The organism is Shinella sp. G-2, assembly GCF_050172695.1.
Lineage (GTDB): Bacteria > Pseudomonadota > Alphaproteobacteria > Rhizobiales > Rhizobiaceae > Shinella.
Genome location: NZ_JBBEYH010000001.1, coordinates 336,579 through 357,873, shown reverse-complemented (window position 1 = coordinate 357,873; position 21,295 = coordinate 336,579). Strand labels below are relative to the sequence as shown.

Below are 21,295 nucleotides of genomic sequence, written 5' to 3'. Positions count from 1 at the left end.
GGTCAGGTCCTCCAGAAACCGGTTTCGGCGATATCGCGGGCAAAATCGTTGAAATCGCGCGGCGGGCGGCCAAGCACCCGCGCGATATCGTCGCTCAACCGTTCGTTCCGCCCGTCGAGCACGGAACCGAAGAGATAGGTCACCAGCCAGATCACGTCTTCCGGCATCCCGGCGTCGCGCAGCATGCCGGCATAGGCGTCCACCGTGACAGGTGTATAGACGACGTCGGTCCCGCCGGCAGCGGAGAATTCCGCCACCGCCTCCCGGAAAGTCATGAGCCGCGGCCCGGTGAGTTCGTAGGTCTTGCCGGCATGCCCCTCCTCCGTCAGCGCGGCGACGGCCATGTCGGCGACATCGCGCGTATCGACGAAGGGCTCGCGAACCGTCGCGGACGGCAGCACCAGTTCGCCGGCGAGGATCGGTTCGGCAAAGAGGCCTTCGCTGAAATTCTGGAAGAACCAGCTCCCGCGCAGCACCGTCCAGGCAAGACCTGCCTCCTTCATCGCCGCCTCGCTGACCTCCGCCGCGTCCTCGCCGCGGCCGGACAGCAGGACGAGCCGGGTCACGCCGGCCTCCGCTGCAAGCCGCGACAGCCGGCGGATATCCTCGTCCGACCCCGGCACGGCAAGGTCCGGCTGGTAGGCGATGTAGATGGCCTTCACGCCGTCGAGCACCGCCGGCCAGCCGGAGGGATCGCGCCAGTCGAACGGGATTTCGGCCGACCGCGAGCCGATCCGCACCTCGTATCCCCTTTCGCGCAGTTTCGCGGCCACAGGCCGCCCCGTCTTGCCCTCGCCACCGAGAACCAGGATGCGTTCGCGCTTCATGCTCTTCCTCCTAAAATGTGAGCAATACTCATATTTGCAAAATGTGAGGATTCCTCGTATTTGTCAAGGCAGATTGCAACGGCAGGGCAGGCAGCCCCGGGGAACGCCATGAACGACACGCAGATGCGCCGTGCGCCAAGCCAGAAACGCAGCCGCGAACGGGTGGATGCGATCCTGGCCAAGGCGACGGAAATGATTGCGGAAACGGGCAGCGATGCTTTGAAGATGAGCGAGCTTGCCCAGCGCACCGGCATCTCGATCGGCTCTCTCTACCAGTATTTTCCGGACAAGAGCGCCGTCGTGCATGCGCTCGCCGAACGCTGCAACGAGGAAAGCCGCGCCTGCATCGCCGAGGGCCTGTCGGATGCCGGCAGCATGGACGATCTCGCCGTCGCCTTCGGCGCGCTGATCGACACCTATTATGCGATCTTCCTCGCCGAACCCGTGATTCGCGACATCTGGTCGGCCGTGCAGGCGGATGGCGCGCTGCGCGCCATGGAGGTGGAGGAAAGCCGGCGCAACGGCGCATTGCTCGCCGCACGCCTGAAGGCGCTCCGCCCTGGAGCGGATGCCGGAAAGATCGACGCCGCGGCCCTCCTCGTCATGCATCTTGGCGAGGCGACCATGCGGCTTGCCGTTTCGGTGGAGCGGTCCGAAGGCGACGCGCTGGTAGAGGCCTACAAGCGCATGGCGATCCGGGAACTGACGGCGCCGTAGCGTCGTCTGCTACCGGCTCGCGCGGCGCTCCTCCAGCACCTCCGCCGCCTCCAGCAGCGTCGCGAAGAGGTAGTCGATCTTCTCCTCGCGGGTGTCGCCATACCAGATCTGCGGCACCATCACGCGGAAGCGGGTTTCGAGCAGGTCGGCCAGCGCCGCCGTGTCGCCCATCCATTCGAGCGTGTCGGCGTAAAGGTTCATGATGCTTGGCGCCGGGAAGCGGACGAGCAGGTCCTCGAAGCCGCGTTTCACCAGATCGGGATCGCAGAGCGTATCCTCCAGCTCATGGTCGCCGACCTCGGTATTGGCCTGCTGGATCAGCGCGTAGAAACCGAAGCCGTAGCGATCCTTCGTCAGCTCCGCCGCCCGCAGCGCGAAATCCTCCAGGTCCTGCTCGTCGCGGCCGAGCCAGCGCGGCATGATCATGCGGGCATGGGCCTGGCAGAGATCGACATTGTAGCGATCGAGCAGCCAGGCCCGCTCGAAGCGCGCCTTGAACACATCGAAACTGCCCTCATTGGCCGAGCGGCGGTAATCGCTCATCCGCCAGCTGAAATCCTTGGGATCGACATGGCTGTCGAGCACGTCGTCCGCTTCCTGCAGCAGCGTCTTGTAGTCCCGCCACTGGTCGGCACGCACGAGGTGTCCATAGGCCGTGCCGCGCCGCACGAAGGCGGTGGTTCGCAGCGCATCGTGATAGCTGGCGGCGGAAAACGGCGACGGGCTGCGGTAGAAGAAATCCCGGAAGGCGTTCAGCATTTCTTCCTGCGCCGGCAGCGTTTCCTCGTTGCGCGGCAGCGCGGTGAAGGGTTCGGTGAACCAGTCCCGCACGAGCGAATAGAGCGGCTTGCCGTTCTCGGCGATGACGCCGCCCGCCCGCGCGGCCTCGAAGGCCCGCTGATAGGCCTCGAAGTCGCCCCGCTGCCAGGCCGCCCGCATCGCATCGCGCTGCGGGACGAGAGCTGGAATTTCGTCGTGGAGATCGACCAGGTAGAGGTCGTAGTCGCGAACCAGTTGCTCCTCTTCGGAGAGCGGTTCTGCCGGCATTGCCGGTTTGCGCCCAAACATCCGGTTTCGAAAACCGGCGAGAATATCCTTGAACCCCATGTCACTCCGCTCTCCGGCCCCGCGGGCAGCCCCTCCCGGCTTCCGCCGGTAAGAGGCAGACGGCTGCAACCGCGCCGCTATTCGCTTGGCATCACCGATTTTTGAAAGGCGCCCGCTCCTTCCCGCCGCCGCCCGTGCTACATTTGCGTCGGGAATATGCACGGATGGGTGACGGTCATGCTGACGACGCTTGCCTTGCTGATGAGCCTGACGGCCGGCGCCGAAATCGCCGCCGCTTCCACGCAGGATGTGGATGTGGAACTGGTGCTGGCGGTCGACGTCTCCGGCTCCATGGACCTGGAGGAAGCGCAGATCCAGCGCGCCGGTTATGTCGATGCGCTGCGCCATCCCGATTTCGTCAATGCCGTGCGCGACGGCCTGACCGGCCGCATCGCCATCAGCTACTTCGAATGGGCCGGCACGGTCCGAGACAGTTCCCACATCCCCTGGCAGATCATCTCCGGCGCGCAGGAGGCTGACGCCTTCGCCGCGCTGCTGGAGGCCCGCCCCATCGCGACGCGTCGTGGCACCTCGATATCGGGCGCCATCGCCTATGGCGCAAAGCTCTTCGACGAGAACAGCTATGCGGGCATGCGCCGCGTCATCGACGTCTCCGGCGACGGGCCGAACAATTTCGGCGCGCCCGTGCTGCCGGCGCGGGATGCCGCAACGGCGCTCGGCATCGTCATCAACGGCCTTGCCATCATGATCCGCCCCTCGGCGGCCTATGGCTCGCTGGACGACTATTATTCCAACTGCGTGATCGGCGGCCCCGGCGCCTTCGTGCTGCCGGTGCAGGAACCGGAGGATTTCGCCATCGCCATCCGCCGCAAGCTGATCCTGGAAGTCAGCGGCGCCGAGCCGCCCGCCCGCCTGATCCGCGCCGCGGATACGGCCGTCGACTGCATGATCGGCGAGAAACTGCGGCCGAACTACATGGACCGCCTCTATCCCGAACTCGACAAGTAGCGGCCTGTTCCCCCCGAAACAGCGCCGCCTCCCCGGACCTGCGACAGTGCTCCCGGATGAAATGGTTCGTCCATTCCTGAAAGAGAGGAGACCTGAAATGCGCAAGTTCATCATGTCCGCCGTTGTCGCGACCGTCGCAGCGGTATCCTTCGCCGCCCCCTCGCAGGCCGGCAGCTTCTACTTCGGCATCGGCGGCGGCGGCCACGGTTGGGGCGGCCATCACGGCGGCTATGTCAGCCACTACTATGGCCATCATCGCCATTGCTTCTGGAAGAAGATCAAGCGCTACAACAAGTGGGGCCATCTGGTGGTCAAGCGCGTGAAGGTCTGCCGTTAACCTTCGGCGCCGTCGCGCTTTTTCGCCGAAAATGCACCCTGCCCCGGCCGCCCTGCGGCCGGGGTTTTGCCATTTGCAAAACCGCACAGTTCCGCAACCTATTCCTTTTCAACGAAAATCGTGCTTATATTGAATGAACGTTCAGCAAAATATGGGGAGCGACATGAACGAGATGATCCGCGATATCAGCGTTCCGAACGACTGGGACAGGAGCGGACTTCCGGGCTGGTGCTACCATAGCCCCGCCCTTCTGGAGCTCGAGCGGCAGCATGTCTTCCGCGAGCACTGGCAGATCGCCTGCCATGTCTCCGATATTCCCGAGCCCGGCAATTACCTTGCCATGGATGTCGTCGGCGAACGCGCCCTCATCCTGCGCGGCCAGGACGGCGCGGTGCGCGCCTTCCACAACATCTGCCGCCACCGCGGCTCGCGGCTCGTTGCCGACGAAAAGGGCACGTGTCGCAACGCCCTCGTCTGTCCCTTCCATGGCTGGGTCTACAATCTCGACGGCACCTTGCGCGGCGCGGCGCGCCCGAGAAGCTTCCCGCCGCTCGACAAGGACGAATTCGCGCTGAAGACGCTCGAATGCGAGGTCTGGCACGGCTTCGTCTTCATCCGCTTCGCACCCGGCCCGCAGCCCTCCGTCGCCGAGGTCATGAAGCCCTTCGAGGAGGAGCTGTCGCATTATCGTACCGACGAGATGGTACCGGCCGGCGGCATCTGGACCCAGGAAAGCCCGGTCAACTGGAAGTCCGTGCGCGACGTCGACAACGAAGGCTACCATGTCGCCATGGCCCATCCGGCCCTGCAGGATCTTTACGGCTCGACCTATTACGACGAGCCCTTCGTCGATGGGCTCTGCCGCTCCTTCGCCACCTACAATCCCCATGCCGGCCGGCGCTGGAGCGTGCGCAACTATGTGAAGATCGCGCCGGAAAACACCCGCCTGCCGGAACACCTGCGCAAGGCCTGGATCTATTTCGGCCTTTTCCCCAACTGCGTCATCGCCGTGACGCCGGAGACCGTGCAGTTCTACCAGGAATTCCCGGTCGCCGTCGGCAAGACGCTGCTGCGCGGCGGCATCTACCGCTACCGAGAGGAGGACCGCGCCCATCGCCTCGCCCGCTACCTCGCCTTCCGCATCGATCGCGACACGCAGGCCGAGGACGTGCAGCTCACCGTCTGGTCCAATGAGGCGATGACCTCCAACGCCTTTGCCGGCTTCTACCTGTCCGACCTCGAATACGGCGTGCGTACCCATCACGATCATCTGCGCAAGGTGCTGCCGGTCGTGACCCTGAAGGACGCGCCTGAGGAAAAGGCGATGGCCGACGTCAATGCCGGCCTGAAAAGCCAGCCCGGCTGAGAGCAGACAACGGAACGCTACAAAAAGAGGCCCGCTTTCGCGGGCCTCAACCGTTTGGAGCGGGGAATGGTCGCTCCAAACAAACCGTGATCGAAGGCTCAGCCCTTCCACAACCCTTCGCGGGTGAGATCGTCCATCGTCAGTTCGATGCCCTTGCGCAGGATCGCCGCCATGTCGTCGATCTGGGCCCTGGTGATGGTCAGCGGCGGCGACATCACGCACATATGGATGAGCGGGCGCACCAGAAGGCCGAGCTCCTGGCAATGCTTGTCGATGCGCTTGCCGACTTCGAGATCCAGCGTCAGCGGGTTGTTGCTCGCGCGGTCGGCAACGCATTCCACGCAGGCCATCAGCCCGAGCCCGCGCACTTCGCCGACCAGCGGCAGGTCCTCCAGCGCCTTCAGGCTCGCCTGGAAATGATCCGACACGGCGCGCGTATGCTCCAGGAGCCCCTCCTCGAGGATATCGAGGTTCTTCAGCGCCACGGCGCAGCCGACCGGATGGCTGGAATAGGTGAGACCATGGGCGAACATCGCCTCGGAATGGTTCGAACGGCGCAGTTCCTCGAAGAGCCGACCCGCGATCATCACGCCGCCGAGCGGGAAATAGCCTGACGTCACGCCCTTGGCGAAGGTGATCATGTCGGGCTCGATATCGAAAACGTCCTTCGACGCGAAGACATGACCGAGCCGCCCGAAGGCGGTCACCACCTCGTCGGCGATGAAGAGGATGTCATTGGCGCGGCAGAGCGCGTGCATGCGCTTGAGGTAGCCGGGCGGCGGCACGATGACGCCGCCGGAGGCCATGACCGGCTCGGCGATGAAGGCGCCGATCGTCTCCGCCCCCCTCTCCTCGATGACCTGACGGAACTCCTCCACCAGGAAATCGCAGAAGGCGTCCATGCTCATGCCGTCCGGCCGGCGGAAGGGATTGGGGCAGGAGAGCTTCACGACGAGATCGGACGCGCTGTCCATCCAGTCGTGGTCGCGCGGCCGGCCGTTCAGCGAAGCGGAGAGATAGGTCGAGCCGTGGTAGCCGCCCTGCCGGGAAACGATCAGCTTCTTCTCCGGCCGCCCCTTCACATTGTTGGCGAACTGCATGAAGCGCAGCGCCGTCTCGACGGCCGAGGAGCCACCCGTCGTATAGAACACATGATCGACGCCTTCGGGCGCATGGCCCGCAAGCCGCGCGGAGAGCACGGCGGACGGCGCATTCGTCGTGTACCAGGGCGAATTGTAGGAGAGCTCCATCGCCTGCGCGGCCATGACATCGGCAAGCGCCTTGTTGCGATGTCCGGCATTGACGCACCACATGCCGGCGGGGCCATCGATCAGCCGCCGACCACTCGCATCCGTGACATAGATGCCCTCGCCCGCCTCGATCCGCCCGCGCGCCTCCGCGCCGATGGAGCCGGAAACCGGCCAGGGCTGCACCAGATGCCGCTCGGCAAGCAGGGTGAGATCGTCGGCCGCCGCCTCGCCGGCCAGGATGCCCTCATTTGCCGTCTTCGGAATTGCCGCCATGACCTTCTCCACCCTTATCCAGAAAAAGATTCACCGATCAACAATATGAAAGATTTTGTTTTTCACGCTCATATTGAATGTTCGTTCAATCAATATTGCAGAAGTAGGACTTGATTTCAACGGGGATTTCGGCGCATGCTTCGTTTCGGGAACACATCAAGCCGAAAAGGCGTGTCGCGATGGGAATGGAAAACCTCACCCTCTACGAGAGTTGTCGTCGCGGGAGTTGCCTGCAATGACGGCGACGGCGTTCGACACGATCGCTGAAACGCCAGCCCCTTCCCGGCGCCGCGCCTGGAGGCGGAGCGAAGAGGCCCGCGGCCTTGCCCTGATCTCACCGACCTTCCTTTACGCGCTGGCGGTGCTTTTTCTCCCCGTTCTCATCGTCATCGCCTACAGTTTCTGGACCCAGAACTATCTCGACATCGACCGCACCTTCACGCTGGAAAACTACCGGCAGGCCCTGACGGAACCGATCTATCGCGATCTCTTCATCCGCTCGCTCTGGATCTCGCTGACGGTCAGCGTCGTCACCGTCGTCTTTTCCTATCCCATCGCCTGGTTCATCTCCTTCCATGGCGGCGTGCACAAGAACCTCTGGCTCTTCCTCATCACCGTGCCCTGCTGGACCAGCTATCTGCTGCGCGTCATGTCGTGGAAGGTGATCCTCGGCTATGGCGGCGTCATGAACACCGGGCTGATCTCGATGGGACTCATCGACAAGCCGGTGACCTCCCTGCTCTACAACTCCAATGCCGTCGTCATCACGCTGGTGCACAGTTGGGCGGCCTTCGCCATCCTGCCAATCTATGTGTCGCTGCAAAAGGTCGACCGCACCCTGATCGAGGCCGCGCGCGACCTCGGCGACAGCCGCCTCAAGGCCTTCTTTCGCATCACGCTTCCGCTCTCGCTGCCGGGCGTCATCTCCGCCTTCCTGATCGTGATGATCCCGACCGTCGGCGACTACGTCACGCCCCGCCTCGTCGGCGGCAAGGACGGCGTGATGATCGCCACTGCCATCCAGGCGCAATTCGGCAAGGGCGCGAACTGGCCGCTGGGCGCGGCCCTTTCGGTAACGACGATGGTGCTCGTCTCGCTCACCGCAGCGGCCATCGTGCTCGCGCTGAAATTCGCGGTCAGGAGGATCAAATGAACTTCCTCACGCAGCGCCTGCGCTTCATTCCCTTCCTGCCGGTCTATGTGGCGGCCTATTTCCTTTTCCTCTATCTGCCGATCATGCTGCTGCCGATCTTCTCCTTCAACAATGCCGCGACGACCACCTTCCCCCTCGCCGGCTTCACGACGAAATGGTACGCCTCGCTCGTCGGCAATTCCGTGATGCTGGAGGCCGCCTGGAACAGCCTCGTCGTCGGCATGTCCGTCTCTGTGCTCTCGACCGTTCTCGGCATCTGCGCCGCCCGCGCCATCACGCGCTACCGCTTCCGCGGCCAGAGGGCGGCCGCCGGACTCATCATGGCCCCGCTCTTCCTGCCGGAAATCATCGTCGCCGTGTCGCTGCTGATGATCGTGCTGGCAATGGGCGTGGAACTGTCGCTGATGACCGTCATCCTCGGCCAGACGGTGTTCTGCGTGCCCTATGCCATGTCCGTGCTGGTTTCCGGCTTCGAGGGCTTCGACCGCAGCCTGGAGGAAGCCTCCTACGACCTCGGCGAGACGGCGTTCGGCACCTTCCGGCGGGTGACGCTGCCGGTCGTCGCGCCCGCCATCGTCTCCAGCCTGCTCGTCACCTTCACCATCTCGCTCGACGAGTTCATCCTCGCCTTCTTCCTCTCCGGCACCGAGCCGACCCTGCCGGTCTATATCTGGGGGCAGCTCCGCTTTGCCGCCAAGCTGCCGGGCGTGCTGGCGCTCGGCACCATCATGCTCGCCGCCTCCATCCTCATGCTCACCCTTGCCGAAGTCCTGCGCCGTCGTGCCGAACGCCGCACGCAGATCGCCCATGCCCTGCCCTAGGAGCCGACCATGCCCGACCGCGCGATGATCCAGATCGAAAACGTGTCGAAGTTCTACGGCATCTACAAGGCGCTGGACGACATCTCGCTGACCATCGGCGAAGGTGAGTTCTTCTCCCTGCTCGGCCCCTCAGGCTGCGGCAAGACCACGCTCCTGCGCTCCATCGCCGGCTTCGAGACGCCGACGGCGGGCGAGATCTATATCGACGGCACGCCCTCCCTGGCGCTGCCGCCGAACAGGCGCCCGACCAACATGGTCTTCCAGAGTTACGCCATCTTCCCCCATCTCGATGTGGCGGAAAACGTCGCCTATGGCCTGAAGCGGCTGAAGCTTTCTCCCGCGGAAGAGAAGAAGCGCGTCGGCGACGCGCTCGATCAGGTGCGCCTTTCCGGCCTCGGCCAGCGCAAGGCCCACGAACTGTCGGGCGGCCAGCGCCAGCGCGTGGCCCTCGCCCGCGCCCTCGTCATGCGCCCGAAGGTTCTGCTGCTCGACGAGCCGCTGTCCGCCCTCGACAAGAAGCTGCGCGAGGAAATGCAGGTGGAACTGCGCGCGCTTCAGAAGGCCGTCGGCATCACCTTCGTGCTCGTCACGCACGACCAGTACGAGGCGCTCGCCCTCTCCGACCGCATCGCCGTCATGTTCGGCGGGCGCATCGCCCAGGTCGCGACGCCGAAGGAAATCTATCAGCGCCCGCGCACCCGCAAGGTCGCCGACTTCCTCGGCGGCATGAATTTCCTGAAGGCCAGGGTGCTCGGCGAACAGGGCAATGCCGTCTCCATCGACGCTGCCCGCTTCGGCGCCGTCCAGCTCGATAAGCCGCACGGCTTTGCCGCCAGCAACGGTCATGTCACCGTCGGCATCCGTCCGGAGCGCCTGCGCCTGTTGTGGGACAATGACCGCGCGCCGCACGAACTTGCCGGCCGCATCGAGAACCGCGCCTATTTCGGCGAAGTCACGCATCTGACCGTCGGCGTCGACGGGCTGGAGCAGCCGCTCTCCATGGTCGAGACGAACAATTACGGCGCGGACGACCTGCCGATCGGTGCGGAAATCCGGCTTGCCTACGATCCGGATGCCTTCGTGCTGCTGGCCGAGGACGCGCCGGTATCGCGCGTCTGAGCGCATCCTTCACCCGGCCCGCCGCACCGGCCCGCAGGCGCGGCAAGCGAACGTCGTCGACCCTGTCTTCTCCGATTGGGCGCCTCATCCCCTTCTCCCCGTCCTGCGGGGAGAAGGCAAGAGCGCATCATGAGGGGCAAGTCGCCCCCGTCCCTCAATAGCCCGATTTGATCTTCTCGAATTCCGCGATCATCTTCTGCCGCAGCTCCGTCGGCATCGGCGACTGGAAGAGCGTATTGGCGACGAAGGCATCGACGTCGGCATACCCCTTGTCCTTGAGGATCTTCGGATCGACCGCGGCCATGCCCTTGGCGTTGGAATGGCCGTAACCCCAGCTTTCGACCATATAGGCCGCAACGCCCGGATCGGTGACGGCATTGAGATAGTCATAGGCAAGGTCCGGGCTCGCCTCGCCCCCCTTCAGACGCACATAGCCGCAAACCCATGTGGAAAGCCCTTCCGTCGTATCCTTCTTGATGGCGACCGGCTGGCTTTCCGCCTGCAAGGTCGTCGCCGTTTCGTTCCAGGCCCAGGCGAGATCGACCTCGCCGCTCGCCATCGCCTGGCTGAGATCGGTATTGTCCGTCCAGTAGAGCCGCACGTTCTTGTGCACCTTGCGCAGGAAGGCTGAGGCTTCCGCGAACTGCGCGTCGGTCATCTTCGTCCAGTCCTTGAGGCCGATGGCAAGGCTTGCCAGCGCATAGGCGTCGTCCACGTTGTCGCCGATCGAGACGCGGTCCTTGAACTTCGGATCGGCAAAGGCCTTCAGCGAGGCGACCTCCTCCGGCTTCACCGTGTCCGTGCGGTAGGTGAGCACGGTGTTGCCCCACTCGAAGGGAATGAACCATGCCGTGCCGTCGTCCGACGTCATAAGGTTCTTCATCGTCTTGAAGTTCGGCAGCACATCGTTCCACGAGGCGAGCTTGGCCGTATCGAGCGGCTCCAGCAAACCGGCCTCGCGCCACTTCACCACGCTCTGCGAACAGGGATGCGCGACATCCGCCTTGAAGCCGGAGCGCAGCTTCTGGAACGCCTCTTCTTCGTCGCCGAAGAAGGAGAAGTCCGGCTCGCCGCCATGCTTTTCCGTATAGGCGGGGTGGAAAGCCGGGTCCTCATAGCCGGACCAGTCGAAAACCGTCAGCGTATCGGCGGCATGGGCAGGAAGGACGGTTCCGAGGGCAAGGAGGGCGGCGAACGCCGCTATCGTGTGGGTCTTGGCCGTGTTTGCAGTCTTCATGCCGTTCTCCTCCCCGTTTCGGGTTCCCTATTGTGATTTCGGTCCTTGGCTCGTGAGATGCTTCGGGAAGACCGCGACGACGAAGGCGATAGCCGCCTCCAGCGCCTTTTCCCGCGTCGTGCCATCGCCCATCATCAGGCGCAGCCACAGGCCTTCCAGCATGGCGCAGAGCGACAGCGCCATCGGCTCCGGCTCATAGGCATAGCCGCCCTCCGCCTTCAGCTCGGTGCAGAGCTGGATCACCGTCTCCTGGTATTTCACGTCCCGCGCGCCGCACAGCGCCTGATAAGTCGGCCGCGACTTGGCCTCGCCCCAGAAGGCGCACCAGGCGGCAAGCTTGCGCTTGGTGCAGATCTTGCGGTCGAAATCGGCATGCACGATGGCCCAGACGCGGCTGCCGACATCCGGCCCGGCCTTTTCCAGGGCGGAGTTCCAGTGATCGCCATATTCCTCCGACATGAACTGCAGGGTGGCGATAAGCAGGTTTTCCTTGCTCTCGAAATGGAAGTTGACGATGCCGCGCGACAAGCCCGCGCCATCGGCGACATCGGCGAGCGTCGTGTCGGAATAGCCGCGCTTGGCGAGCGAGTCGATGGTCGCCTCGATAAGCTGCTGCCGCCGCGTTTCCTTGGAGGCCTTGCGGCCGCCGCGCTTCTCGCCGTCGCCCGAGCCCTGTTCAGCCCCGCCTGTCCGCATCTTCACCGTCACCTTGCCCTTGGGATTTTTCAGCGTCACGGTCACGGGCGAACTCCCGCGGCCGGCTTGCTGCCGCGCAGATGAGTGGGACAATGCTCCCCGCTGTCAAGAACCTTCTGCATGGCGGTCCAGGTGCGGATGTTCTTCTCGACATAGGCCTCGCCGACCGCTGCCACGGCCGTCGCACGGAGCGGTCCCTTCAGCCGCTCCAGCTCGCCGCGCGCCACGTCGCGGTACCAGGCATTGCGGCTTTCGGCGGTGCCGTCGACGAAGCCCGCCGCCGCCATCGCCCGAAGGTAGCGGTGCGACGAGGCCATACCGAAATGCAGGCCCTCGGCGGCGATGTAATCCTTCATGTCAGCGCTCGGCTCGCCGTCGTGGCCGATCAGCCAGTCGGAGGCGGCAAAGATGCCGCCCGGCCGCAGCACGCGGTAAAGCTCGGCGAACAGCGCCTCCTTGTCCGGCACATGGATCATCGCGTCCTTGGAAAAGATCACGTCGAACGCGCCATCCTCGAACGGCAGGCGTCCCGGCGGGCTGGAAACGAAACGCGCCACGGACGAAAGCCCCGCGGCCATGGCGGATGCGCGTGCCCGCGCGATCACCGGCCGCTCGACGTCATAGCCGACGACCTCGGCCGGCCCATGGGTTTTCGCGATATGCAGGGTGATGCCGCCCGCGCCGCAGCCAAAATCGAGAACCTTCCGACCGGCAAGCGGCACGCCGGCCAGCACACGGTCGACCTCTGCCGGACCGCCGGGCGAAAGATAGCCCTCGCCCCACAACACGGCGAGAAAGCGGATCGCCGCCTCGTCATATTCCGGCTCCGCCGCCGCACCGTCTTCATTCGTGGCCACCATGGCTTTTCCGCTCTCGTGGCCGCTTGGCCGGTGCGCTTCCGATAGGCGGAAATTCTAGCGCATAATCAGACGATTGCAAGATACTTGCTGAATGATCATTCAGAATATCTGGACAACATTTTGCTTTTGATGCAGCTTTTAGAAACAAGGGAGACATCAAAAATGCAAAAATACGATGCCCTGATCGTCGGCGGCGGCCACAATGGACTGGTCACGGCCTGTTATCTCCAGCGCGCCGGCCTCAACGTCCTCGTCGTGGAAAAGAACGGCTGGGTCGGCGGCGCGGCGACCAGCCGCGAACTGACCCCCGGCTTCCTCTATTCCAACTGCTCCTATGTCTGCTCGCTGTTCCGGCCGGAGATCATGCGCGACCTGGAGCTGCCGAAACACGGCCTGCAGGTCATCTCCTACGAGGGCGGCGCGGTCTTCACCCGCGACGGCGACTATCTCGCCTCCTACCGTGACCACGACAGCCACCGCCGTGAATTCGCCCGCTACTCCCGGCGCGACGCCGAGGCCTATGAGCGCTATGCCCGCGATGTGACGCGCCAGTGCCGCTTCATCCAGCCGCTCCTCATGCGCACCGCGCCGGATCCGTTCGGCTTCCGCCCGCGCGACATTTCCGAACTGCTTTATCTCGCCCGGAAGTTCGGCGAATTCAGCCCCCACGAGATGGCCGAGACGCTACGCTTCTGGACCATGTCGATCTCCGATTTCCTCGACGAATATTTCGAGACCGACGTCATCAAGGCCTATCTTGCGCTGTCCGGCATCATCGGCACCGCCCTCGGTCCCATGTCACCCGGAACCGCCTACGTCCTGCTCCATCACTATATGGGCGAAGTGGACGGCTCCGTCGGCGCGTGGGGCTATGCGCGCGGCGGCATGGGCGCGGTCACGCAGGCCCTGTCCCGCTCCTTCCAGGCCTCCGGCGGCACCATCCGCACCGACGCGGAAGTCTCGAAGATCCTGACGCGCGGCGGCCGCACCACCGGCGTGGTGCTTGCCAACGGCGACGAGGTGCGCGCCGATCTCGTCGTCTCCAATGCCGACGTGAAGCGCACCTTCCTCAAGCTGGTCGACGAAGCGGCGCTGCCCGGTGAATTCGTCCATCGCGTCAGGCATTTCAAGATGCGCGGCTCCTCCGGCAAGGTGAACATCGCGCTCGACAGCCTGCCCGAATTCCCGGCCCTGCCGAAGGACTCCACCTGCATCCGCGGCGACATGCATTTCACCGATTCCATCGAGCGCATGGAGCGCGGCTACGACGACTGGAAAGCCGGGCGCTGGTCGGCGGATCCCTTCCTCGACATGATGATCCCCACCCTGCTCGACCCGACCATGACCTCGCCGGGCAAACATTTCATGAGTTGCTTCGTGCAGTACTGCCCGCCGAAGGTGGAGGGCCGCGACTGGACCGACGCCGACCGCGACGCCTTCGCCGAAACCGTGATCGGCCAGATCGCCGACTATTCCCCCGGCTTCCGCGACCGCATCGTGCATATGGAAGTGCGCACGCCCCGCGAGATCGAGGCGGAGGTGGGCCTTACCGAAGGCAACATCTTCCAGGGCGAACTCACCTTCGACCAGCTTCTCTTCAACCGGCCGGTGCCCGGCTATGCGCAGTACCGCAGCCCGATCTCCGGGCTCTACATGTGCGGCTCCTCCACCCATCCGGGCGGCGGGGTGATGGGCGCGCCCGGCCGCAACGCCGCCGCCGAGATCCTGCGCGACCTCAAGCGCACCACCTCCGAGATGAGCAAAGCCCATGACGTCATTTGATGCCATCGTGATCGGCGCCGGCCACAACGGCCTTGCCGCCGCCACTCGCCTCGCCAAGGGCGGCCGCCGCGTTCTGGTGCTGGAAGCGGCGAACGAGCCGGGCGGGGCGACCCGCGGCCGGGAACTCGCCCCCGGCTTCCGCTCCGCCGGCCTCGCCCATCTCGTCAACCGCCTGGATGTGGAGGTCGCGCGCGACATCGGCCTCGATCTCAAGGGCGATGAAACGCTGCTGCCGACGACCGTGCTCGACGGTTCCGGCACAGCCATCACCCTGCACGGCGCCTATGGCGAACAGCTCGACGGCGTTTCCGCCGAAGAGGCCGCCGCCTTCGCAGCGTTGCGCCGGAAGCTCATCTTCCAGGCTGGCATCCTCAAGCGCTTCCTGCGCCGCCCGCCGCCACAGATCGGCGCGATCTCGCTCGGCGATCTTTCCGCTCTGGCCGGCGCCGGCGTTGGCCTCCTCCGCAAGGGCCGCAGCGAGGGACGCGATTTCCTGCGCATGCTGCTGACCAACGTCGCCGACGTCACGGACGAATACCTCGCCGACGACCGGCTGAAGGGCCTGCTCGCCTTCGATGCGACGCTGGGCATCCATCTCGGCCCGCGCTCGCCGACCTCCCTGCTCGGCCTCTACTACCGCCTCACCGGCGACGTCGCCGGCCGCACGGGCGGCCAGTTCGTGCCGGCGGGCGGCATGGCTTCGCTCGCCCCCGCCTTCCGGCGCGCGGCGGAAAAGGCCGGTGTCACCATCCGTTGCGGCACGCCCGTCGGCCGCATCCTCGCCGACCGGGGCCGGGCAAGCGGCGTCGTGACCGGTGACGGCACGGAAATCACCGCGCCCGTTGTAGTCTCCGCCATCCATCCGCAGACGACATTCCTCCATCTCGTCGATCCGGCCGAAAGCGGCACCGGCTTCGTGCGCTCGGTCAGGAACGTGCGCAGCCACGGCAATGTCGCCAAGCTCGATCTCGCGCTGGACCGTGTGCCCGACTTCACAGGCCTTGCCGCCAATGCACGCGCCGGCCGCATCGTGCTGGTCCGCTCCAAGGAACAGGTCGAGACGGCCTTCAATCCGGCGAAATACGGCGAATTCTCCACGGATCCGGTGATGGAGATCACCCTGCCGAGCCTTGCCGACCCGTCGCTCGCGCCCGCGGGCGGCTGCACGCTGTCGGCCCTCGTGCAATACGCGCCCTATCGCCTCAAGGCGGGCTGGGAGACCGGCAAACCGGCCTTTCTCAGGATCGTTCTGGAAACGCTGGAGCGTCACGCGCCCGGCATCGGCAAATCCATCGTCGCGTCCAGCCTGATGACGCCGGTCGACATCGAAGCCGAATACAATCTGCCCGGCGGCCATTGGCACCACGGCGAGCTGCAGGCCGACCAGCTTCTGGTCAACCGCCCGACAGGCGCGGCCTCCGGCTACAGGACGCCGATCGACGGGCTCTACCTCGCCAGCGCCGGGGCGCATCCGGGCGGCGGCATTTCCGGCCTGCCCGGCTGGAACGCCGCGCGCCACATCCTTTCGGGAGCGAGTTCATGAACGCCATGACGAAATCCGCCACGGACCTGCGCCGCACCGCGCGCGACCATATCCGCACGCCGCGCCTCGAAACGCCCTTCCACGACCGGCTGATGGCGCAGAGCGAGGTCAACGACTGGTACAACTGGGCCGGCTACAGGGCGCCCCATTCGCTTACCGACGGTGAGCTGGAATATTTCGCCATCCGGTCCACCGCCGCCCTCTTCGACATCTCGCCGATGGTGAAATACCGCATCACCGGCCCGGATGCGGAACGGTATCTCAACCGCCTGACCCTGCGCGACGTCAGGAAACTCGGCGTCAACCGCGTGCACTATACCGCCTGGTGCGACGACCACGGCCATGTGCTCGACGACGGCACGCTCTTCCGGCTTGGCGCGCAGGAATTCCGCCTCTGCTGCCAGGAACGCCACCTGCCCTGGCTGCTCGACAGCGCCTTCGGCTTCACGGTGGATATCCACGAGGAAACGGAGGAAATCGCCGGGCTCGCCCTGCAGGGGCCGACCAGTTATGCCGTGCTGCGCGATGCCGGTTTCGCCGAAGCGGATCGGCTGAAGCCCTTCGACATCGCAACCTTCCCGCATGATGGCGGCGCGGTGACGATTTCCCGCACCGGCTTTACCGGCGATCTCGGCTACGAACTCTTCGTGCCCCGGGCAAAGGCGCTTTCCCTGTGGGACCGGCTGTGGGCGGCCGGCGAAATCCATGCCATCCGCGCCATCGGCTATGGCGCCCTCAACCAGACGCGCATCGAGACGGGCTTCATCGTCGCCAACGCCGATTTCGTCACCGCCGAGGGCGCGCTGCGGGCCGACCGGGTGCGCATGCCCGACGAGATCGGCCTCGACTGGCTGGTCGACCCGGAAAAGCCGTCCTTCAACGGACGCCGGGCGATCCTCGACGCGCGGCGGAATCAAACTCTCAAGCACATCCTCGTCGGCCTTGAAATCGAAGGGAATATTCCCGCCGAACATGCCATCGTCTACCATCGCCGCAAACACGAGGCGGGCCTTGTCACCGCTGCGATCTGGTCACCGACCGCCAAGCGCAACATCGCCATCGCCAGCCTCGAGCGCCCGTACGGATCGAAGTTCACCGACGACCTCTGGGTGGAGATCTATGCGCTGCGCGAGCTGAAATACCAGAAGCTGATGAAGCGGGCGAAGATCGTGCCCCGCCCCTTCGTCAAGCTGGCGCGCCGCACGGTGACGCCGCCGGGCCTGAAATAGATGGATGAGGAAACCCGCCGCAACTGGGAGATCATCGCAACGCCGCCCGGTCCCGAATGGTCCGGGCGCGCGCGTTATGCGGCGGCGATGTATTTCTTCCAGCGCGGCGAGATGGCGCCGGAGGTGCTGGAAGTCTACCGCATCTGTTCGCGGCTCGATGCGGAGGATCCGGTCTCGGTGCTCACGCGCTGGCGGATCGGTGCGGACTGGATCGCGCAGCTTCAGGCCTTTCGCGACGCGTCAGCGTGACGGCACCTGCCCGCCATAGCTGAGGAAGAGCCGGCGCAGCGCCTCCTTGCCTTCGCCTGCAATATCGAAGCGGCGACCGAACAGCAGCCATTCCGAACACAGGCCCTTGATGACCCAGCGCAGCATCGAGGCCGCCGAACGCGGCGTCCAGGTGTCGCCGAGCTGGCCCTGCCGCTCCGCTTTCACGAAGGCGGCTTCCAGCGCCTGCATATGCTCGTCGTCGAGATCGTTCTGACGCTCGGAGATGGCGGCGAATTCCCCTGACGTGTCGCAGCGCAGGAGAATGGAAAGAATGCGCTGTCGGTGCTCGTCGGTGGCAAGCAGTTCCAGCCATTCACGGCCGACCCGTTCGAGCACGCCGAAGACGTCGGCATTCTCGGCTTCCAGCTCCCGGGCGATCAGCTCTTCCTGCGGCATGGGCAGGGAATTGTAGAGTTCCAGCACGAGATCCGCCCGGTTGGCGAAGTGCCAGTAGATGGCGCCGCGAGTAACCCCCGCGGCGCGCGCCACATCCTCCATCGAGGCATGGGCGACACCTTTTTCGTAGAAGACCTTTTCGGCCGCCAGCAGGATCTGCTGGCGGGTTTCCTTGGCCTCTGCCTTGGTCCGGCGCATCGGCGGCTTACTCCGCCGGGCTTGCGGCCGGAGCCGGCTCCTCTTTCTTCTTCCCGTAGCCGAAGAGCTTCATCACGAAGACGAAGAAGATCGGCACGAAGAAGATGGCGAGCACCGTGGCGGTGATCATGCCGCCCATGACGCCGGTGCCGATGGCGCGCTGGCTGCCCGAGCTTGCGCCGGTCGCGATCGCGAGCGGCAGAACGCCGAGCGTGAAGGCGAGCGAGGTCATCAGGATCGGGCGGAAGCGCAGGTGGCAGGCCTCGATGGTCGCATCGATCAGCGACCGGCCGTCCTCCATCAGCTCCTTGGCGAACTCGATGATCAGGATCGCGTTCTTCGCCGAAAGGCCGATGATCGCGATCAGGCCCACTTTGAAGTACACGTCGTTGGACATGTCGCGCATCGTGACCGCGATGACCGCGCCGATGACGCCGAGCGGCACCACGAGGATGACCGCGAACGGGATCGACCAGCTTTCATAGAGCGCCGCAAGGCACAGGAACACCAGCAGGATCGAGAGGCCGACGAGGATCGGCGCCTGCGAACCGGACTGGATTTCCTGCAGCGACTGGCCCGTCCACTCGTAGCCGAAGCCCGGCGGCAACTGGGCGGCCAGCCGCTCCATCTCGGCGATCGCATCGCCCGAGGAGAAGCCCGGCTTGGTGTCGCCGCTGAGGCGCATGGACGGATAGCCGTTATAGCCCACCGTCTGCGTCGGCGCCTTGACCCATTCGGCGGTCGCGAAGGCCGACAGCGGCACCATGCCACCCTTGGAGTTGCGGACATTGAGGTTGAGGAGATCCGCAACCTGCATGCGTTCGTTCTGGTCCGCCTGAACCGTCACGCGCTGCATGCGCCCGGAATTCGGGAAGTCGTTGACATAGGTCGAGCCGAGGTTGGTCGAGATCGTCGAGTTGATGTCGGCGAAGGTCACACCGAAGGTGTTGGCCTTCTCGCGGTCGATCACGACATTGACCTGGGCCGCATCCGGCATGCCGTCGACGCGCACGCCGGTGACGACATTGCTCTGGGCCGCAAGGCCGATGAGCTGGCCCGTGGCCGCAGACAGCGCCTGCTGGCCGAGGCCGCCACGGTCCTGCAGACGGAACGAGAAGCCGCCCGTCGTGCCGAGACCCTGGATGGGCGGCGGCGACAGCGCGAAGCTGATCGCATCCTTGATCTGGCTCATCGCCATGCTGGCGCGTCCGGCGATCGCCTGGGCGGAATCCTCCGGCCCACGCTCACTCCAGTCCTTCAGCGTCACGAAGGCAAGGCCGGCGTTCTGGCCTGCGCCGAAGAACGAGAAGCCGTTGATGCCGACGATCGTGTTGACGGCCTTTTCCTGGCCGAAGATCGTCTCGACCTGCGTCAGCACCTCGTCGGTCCGGTGGCCCGTCGCCTCGGAGGGAAGCTGCATCATGACGATGGCGAAGCCCTGGTCTTCGTCCGGCAGGAACGAGGACGGCAGCTTCACGAACATGTAGCCAAGGCCCGCGAGGATGGCGAGGTAGATCACCATGAAGCGGCCGGCGCGGTGGACCAGCCAGCCGACGGTGCCGCTATAGCCCTTGGAGCTGCGGTCGAAGCCGCGGTTGAACCAGCCGAAGAAGCCGCGCTTGGTGTGGTGATGGCCCTTCGGAACCTGCTTCAGGAAGCTGCCGGCAAGCGCCGGCGTCAGCGACAGCGCGAGGAAGGCCGAGAAGAGGATCGAGACGACCATCGTCAGCGAGAACTGCTGGTAGATGACGCCGACCGCACCCGGGAAGAAGCCCATCGGAATGAACACCGAGGCGAGCACCAGCGTGATGCCGATGACGGCGCCGGTGATCTGCTTCATCGCCTTGCGGGTCGCCTCCTTCGGCGGCAGCCCCTCTTCCGACATGATACGCTCGACGTTTTCAACGACGATGATGGCGTCGTCGACGAGAATGCCGATGGCGAGCACCATGGCGAACATCGTCAGGACGTTGATCGAGAATCCCATGGCGAGCATGACGGCACAGGTGCCGAGCAGCGCGACGGGAACGACGAGCGTCGGGATGATGGTGTAGCGGATGTTCTGCAGGAACAGGAACATCACGAGGAACACGAGGCCGACGGCTTCGAGCAACGTGTGCAGAACCTTCTCGATCGACACCTTCACGAAGGGCGAGGTGTCATAGGGGATCGAGTATTCGATGCCCGGCGGGAAGAACTTCGCCAGTTCGTCCATGCGGGCCTTGATCGCCTCGGAGGTCGCCATGGCGTTGCCGCTCGGCGAAAGCTGCACGGCGACGGCCGCGGAAGGCTGGCCGTTGAGGCGCGTCGAGAACGAATAGGTCTCGCCGCCCACTTCGATACGCGCGACGTCACGCAGGCGCACGGCCGAACCGTCCGCATTCGCACGCAGCACGATGGCGCCGAATTCCTCCGGCGTCGTCAGCTGGCCCTTGATGTTGACGGGAGCCGCGATCTGCTGGGTGATCGGGTTCGGCTGCGCGCCGATGCTGCCGGCGGCGATCTGGGCGTTCTGCGCCTGCACGGCGGCCGTGACATCGGCGGCCGTCAGGTTGAGACCGAGCATCTTGGCCGGATCGAGCCAGATGCGCATGGAGCGCTGCGTCGCGAAGAGCTGCGCGCGGCCGACGCCGGGAACGCGCTGGACTTCGGAAAGCACGTTGCGGTTCACGTAGTCGCCGAGGCTGATGGCGTCCATCGAGCCGTCGGTGGAGGTGAGCGAAACGATCAGCAGGAAGCCGGAACCGGCCTCCTCGACCTGCACGCCCTGGCGGCGCACGGAATCGGGAAGGCGCGGCTCGACGCGGCTGATGCGGTTCTGCACGTCGACGGAGGCCTGCGAGGGATCGGTGCCCGGCGCGAAGGTGATGTTGATTTCGGCCGAACCCGAAGCGCTCGAGGTCGATTCGAAATAGAGCATGCCCTCGACGCCGTTCAGCTCATCCTCGATGAGCTTGGTGACGCTCTGGTAGGTGTCCTGCGAGGACGCGCCAGCATAGGAGGTCGAGACCGATATCTGCGGCGGCGCGACGTCCGGATACTGCGCGATCGGCAGAAGCGGAATGGAGATGGCGCCGGCGATCATGATGAAGATCGCCACGACCCAGGCGAAAATCGGCCTGTCGATGAAGAAACTGGGCATCAT

19 protein-coding genes are annotated in these 21,295 nt (G+C 65.0%); 11 read left to right on the top strand and 8 right to left on the bottom strand.

Going from position 1 to position 21,295, the window contains the following annotated elements; translation table 11 throughout:
• Positions 1-2: 2 nt before the first annotated feature.
• Positions 3-827 carry an NmrA family transcriptional regulator gene (locus V8U06_RS01775; RefSeq protein ID WP_427139252.1) on the bottom strand — a complete coding sequence of 275 codons (825 nt, stop codon included), beginning with the start codon at positions 825-827 and terminating at the stop codon, positions 3-5.
• Positions 828-935: 108 nt separating this feature from the next.
• On the opposite strand from V8U06_RS01775, the gene V8U06_RS01770 reads away from it, so the two are divergent.
• Positions 936-1,544 carry a TetR/AcrR family transcriptional regulator gene (locus V8U06_RS01770; RefSeq protein ID WP_427139251.1) on the top strand — a complete coding sequence of 203 codons (609 nt, stop codon included), beginning with the start codon at positions 936-938 and terminating at the stop codon, positions 1,542-1,544.
• Between the two features lie 9 nt (positions 1,545-1,553).
• Here the strand turns inward: V8U06_RS01770 and V8U06_RS01765 are convergent, their stop codons facing one another.
• Positions 1,554-2,591: a hypothetical protein gene (locus V8U06_RS01765; RefSeq protein WP_427139250.1), complete on the bottom strand. Its 1,038-nt coding sequence runs from the start codon at positions 2,589-2,591 to the stop codon at positions 1,554-1,556.
• Positions 2,592-2,828: 237 nt separating this feature from the next.
• On the opposite strand from V8U06_RS01765, the gene V8U06_RS01760 reads away from it, so the two are divergent.
• The 3 genes from V8U06_RS01760 to V8U06_RS01750 all read left to right on the top strand — a co-directional run bounded on the left by V8U06_RS01760 (position 2,829) and on the right by V8U06_RS01750 (position 5,323).
• Entirely contained in the window at positions 2,829-3,620 is a 792-nt protein-coding gene (locus tag V8U06_RS01760; protein ID WP_427139249.1) for a DUF1194 domain-containing protein, read from the top strand.
• 97 nt (positions 3,621-3,717) lie between these two features.
• Positions 3,718-3,957 (top strand): hypothetical protein, encoded by a 240-nt coding sequence (locus V8U06_RS01755; RefSeq protein ID WP_226918564.1) that lies wholly within the window; start codon positions 3,718-3,720, stop codon positions 3,955-3,957.
• A gap of 163 nt (positions 3,958-4,120) precedes the next feature.
• Positions 4,121-5,323, top strand: a complete 1,203-nt coding sequence (locus V8U06_RS01750) for an aromatic ring-hydroxylating oxygenase subunit alpha (protein ID WP_427139248.1) — start codon at positions 4,121-4,123, stop codon at positions 5,321-5,323.
• A gap of 98 nt (positions 5,324-5,421) precedes the next feature.
• Here the strand turns inward: V8U06_RS01750 and V8U06_RS01745 are convergent, their stop codons facing one another.
• On the bottom strand, positions 5,422-6,846 hold the full coding sequence (locus tag V8U06_RS01745; RefSeq protein ID WP_427139247.1) for an aminotransferase: 1,425 nt from the start codon (positions 6,844-6,846) through the stop codon (positions 5,422-5,424).
• 235 nt (positions 6,847-7,081) lie between these two features.
• Between V8U06_RS01745 and V8U06_RS01740 the strand changes: the two genes are divergently transcribed.
• The 3 genes from V8U06_RS01740 to V8U06_RS01730 are packed head-to-tail and all read left to right on the top strand — an operon-like array spanning position 7,082 to position 9,939.
• Positions 7,082-7,999 carry an ABC transporter permease gene (locus V8U06_RS01740; protein ID WP_226918561.1) on the top strand — a complete coding sequence of 306 codons (918 nt, stop codon included), beginning with the start codon at positions 7,082-7,084 and terminating at the stop codon, positions 7,997-7,999.
• Complete coding sequence (locus V8U06_RS01735; RefSeq protein WP_427139246.1) at positions 7,996-8,820, top strand: ABC transporter permease; 825 nt, start codon at positions 7,996-7,998, stop codon at positions 8,818-8,820. The genes V8U06_RS01740 and V8U06_RS01735 overlap by 4 nt, the downstream gene beginning before the upstream one ends.
• Positions 8,821-8,844: 24 nt before the next feature.
• A complete protein-coding gene (locus V8U06_RS01730; RefSeq protein WP_427139564.1) occupies positions 8,845-9,939 on the top strand; it encodes an ABC transporter ATP-binding protein in 1,095 nt (364 codons plus the stop codon).
• Between the two features lie 154 nt (positions 9,940-10,093).
• Here V8U06_RS01730 and V8U06_RS01725 read toward each other — a convergent pair whose 3' ends face one another.
• From V8U06_RS01725 to V8U06_RS01715, 3 genes are read right to left on the bottom strand one after another with little or no spacing between them, the layout of a single operon-like run.
• Positions 10,094-11,176 (bottom strand): ABC transporter substrate-binding protein, encoded by a 1,083-nt coding sequence (locus V8U06_RS01725; protein ID WP_427139245.1) that lies wholly within the window; start codon positions 11,174-11,176, stop codon positions 10,094-10,096.
• Between the two features lie 27 nt (positions 11,177-11,203).
• On the bottom strand, positions 11,204-11,872 hold the full coding sequence (locus V8U06_RS01720) for a TetR family transcriptional regulator C-terminal domain-containing protein (protein WP_427139563.1): 669 nt from the start codon (positions 11,870-11,872) through the stop codon (positions 11,204-11,206).
• 41 nt (positions 11,873-11,913) lie between these two features.
• Positions 11,914-12,732, bottom strand: a complete 819-nt coding sequence (locus V8U06_RS01715; protein ID WP_427139244.1) for a methyltransferase domain-containing protein — start codon at positions 12,730-12,732, stop codon at positions 11,914-11,916.
• A 162-nt stretch (positions 12,733-12,894) separates the two neighbouring features.
• Between V8U06_RS01715 and V8U06_RS01710 the strand changes: the two genes are divergently transcribed.
• From V8U06_RS01710 to V8U06_RS01695, 4 genes are read left to right on the top strand one after another with little or no spacing between them, the layout of a single operon-like run.
• Positions 12,895-14,514 carry a phytoene desaturase family protein gene (locus V8U06_RS01710; RefSeq protein WP_427139243.1) on the top strand — a complete coding sequence of 540 codons (1,620 nt, stop codon included), beginning with the start codon at positions 12,895-12,897 and terminating at the stop codon, positions 14,512-14,514.
• Positions 14,501-16,057 (top strand): phytoene desaturase family protein, encoded by a 1,557-nt coding sequence (locus V8U06_RS01705; protein ID WP_427139242.1) that lies wholly within the window; start codon positions 14,501-14,503, stop codon positions 16,055-16,057. The genes V8U06_RS01710 and V8U06_RS01705 overlap by 14 nt, the downstream gene beginning before the upstream one ends.
• 5 nt (positions 16,058-16,062) lie before the next feature.
• Positions 16,063-17,286 (top strand): aminomethyltransferase family protein, encoded by a 1,224-nt coding sequence (locus V8U06_RS01700; protein WP_427139562.1) that lies wholly within the window; start codon positions 16,063-16,065, stop codon positions 17,284-17,286.
• Positions 17,287-17,535: a hypothetical protein gene (locus tag V8U06_RS01695; RefSeq protein WP_427139241.1), complete on the top strand. Its 249-nt coding sequence runs from the start codon at positions 17,287-17,289 to the stop codon at positions 17,533-17,535.
• On the opposite strand, the gene V8U06_RS01690 is transcribed toward V8U06_RS01695, so the two are convergent.
• Positions 17,527-18,150, bottom strand: a complete 624-nt coding sequence (locus V8U06_RS01690; protein ID WP_427139240.1) for a TetR family transcriptional regulator — start codon at positions 18,148-18,150, stop codon at positions 17,527-17,529. The two genes, V8U06_RS01695 and V8U06_RS01690, sit on opposite strands and share 9 nt — an antisense overlap.
• A gap of 7 nt (positions 18,151-18,157) precedes the next feature.
• Positions 18,158-21,292 carry a multidrug efflux RND transporter permease subunit gene (locus V8U06_RS01685; protein WP_427139561.1) on the bottom strand — a complete coding sequence of 1,045 codons (3,135 nt, stop codon included), beginning with the start codon at positions 21,290-21,292 and terminating at the stop codon, positions 18,158-18,160.
• Positions 21,293-21,295 lie beyond the last annotated feature (3 nt).

Bases quoted from the DNA above. Each gene is read 5' to 3' on its own strand.
- V8U06_RS01705 (WP_427139242.1), top strand. From the start codon at position 14,501: ATGACGTCATTTGATGCCATCGTGATCGGCGCCGGCCACAACGGCCTT.
- V8U06_RS01710 (WP_427139243.1), top strand. From the start codon at position 12,895: ATGCAAAAATACGATGCCCTGATCGTCGGCGGCGGCCACAATGGACTG.
- V8U06_RS01720 (WP_427139563.1), bottom strand. From the start codon at position 11,872: ATGCGGACAGGCGGGGCTGAACAGGGCTCGGGCGACGGCGAGAAGCGC.
- V8U06_RS01685 (WP_427139561.1), bottom strand. From the start codon at position 21,292: ATGCCCAGTTTCTTCATCGACAGGCCGATTTTCGCCTGGGTCGTGGCG.
- V8U06_RS01730 (WP_427139564.1), top strand. From the start codon at position 8,845: ATGATCCAGATCGAAAACGTGTCGAAGTTCTACGGCATCTACAAGGCG.
- V8U06_RS01715 (WP_427139244.1), bottom strand. From the start codon at position 12,732: ATGGTGGCCACGAATGAAGACGGTGCGGCGGCGGAGCCGGAATATGAC.
- V8U06_RS01700 (WP_427139562.1), top strand. From the start codon at position 16,063: ATGACGAAATCCGCCACGGACCTGCGCCGCACCGCGCGCGACCATATC.
- V8U06_RS01750 (WP_427139248.1), top strand. From the start codon at position 4,121: ATGAACGAGATGATCCGCGATATCAGCGTTCCGAACGACTGGGACAGG.
- V8U06_RS01690 (WP_427139240.1), bottom strand. From the start codon at position 18,150: ATGCGCCGGACCAAGGCAGAGGCCAAGGAAACCCGCCAGCAGATCCTG.
- V8U06_RS01755 (WP_226918564.1), top strand. From the start codon at position 3,718: ATGCGCAAGTTCATCATGTCCGCCGTTGTCGCGACCGTCGCAGCGGTA.
- V8U06_RS01760 (WP_427139249.1), top strand. From the start codon at position 2,829: ATGCTGACGACGCTTGCCTTGCTGATGAGCCTGACGGCCGGCGCCGAA.
- V8U06_RS01765 (WP_427139250.1), bottom strand. From the start codon at position 2,591: ATGCCGGCAGAACCGCTCTCCGAAGAGGAGCAACTGGTTCGCGACTAC.
- V8U06_RS01775 (WP_427139252.1), bottom strand. From the start codon at position 827: ATGAAGCGCGAACGCATCCTGGTTCTCGGTGGCGAGGGCAAGACGGGG.
- V8U06_RS01695 (WP_427139241.1), top strand. From the start codon at position 17,287: ATGGATGAGGAAACCCGCCGCAACTGGGAGATCATCGCAACGCCGCCC.
- V8U06_RS01740 (WP_226918561.1), top strand. From the start codon at position 7,082: ATGACGGCGACGGCGTTCGACACGATCGCTGAAACGCCAGCCCCTTCC.
- V8U06_RS01745 (WP_427139247.1), bottom strand. From the start codon at position 6,846: ATGGCGGCAATTCCGAAGACGGCAAATGAGGGCATCCTGGCCGGCGAG.
- V8U06_RS01735 (WP_427139246.1), top strand. From the start codon at position 7,996: ATGAACTTCCTCACGCAGCGCCTGCGCTTCATTCCCTTCCTGCCGGTC.
- V8U06_RS01770 (WP_427139251.1), top strand. From the start codon at position 936: ATGAACGACACGCAGATGCGCCGTGCGCCAAGCCAGAAACGCAGCCGC.
- V8U06_RS01725 (WP_427139245.1), bottom strand. From the start codon at position 11,176: ATGAAGACTGCAAACACGGCCAAGACCCACACGATAGCGGCGTTCGCC.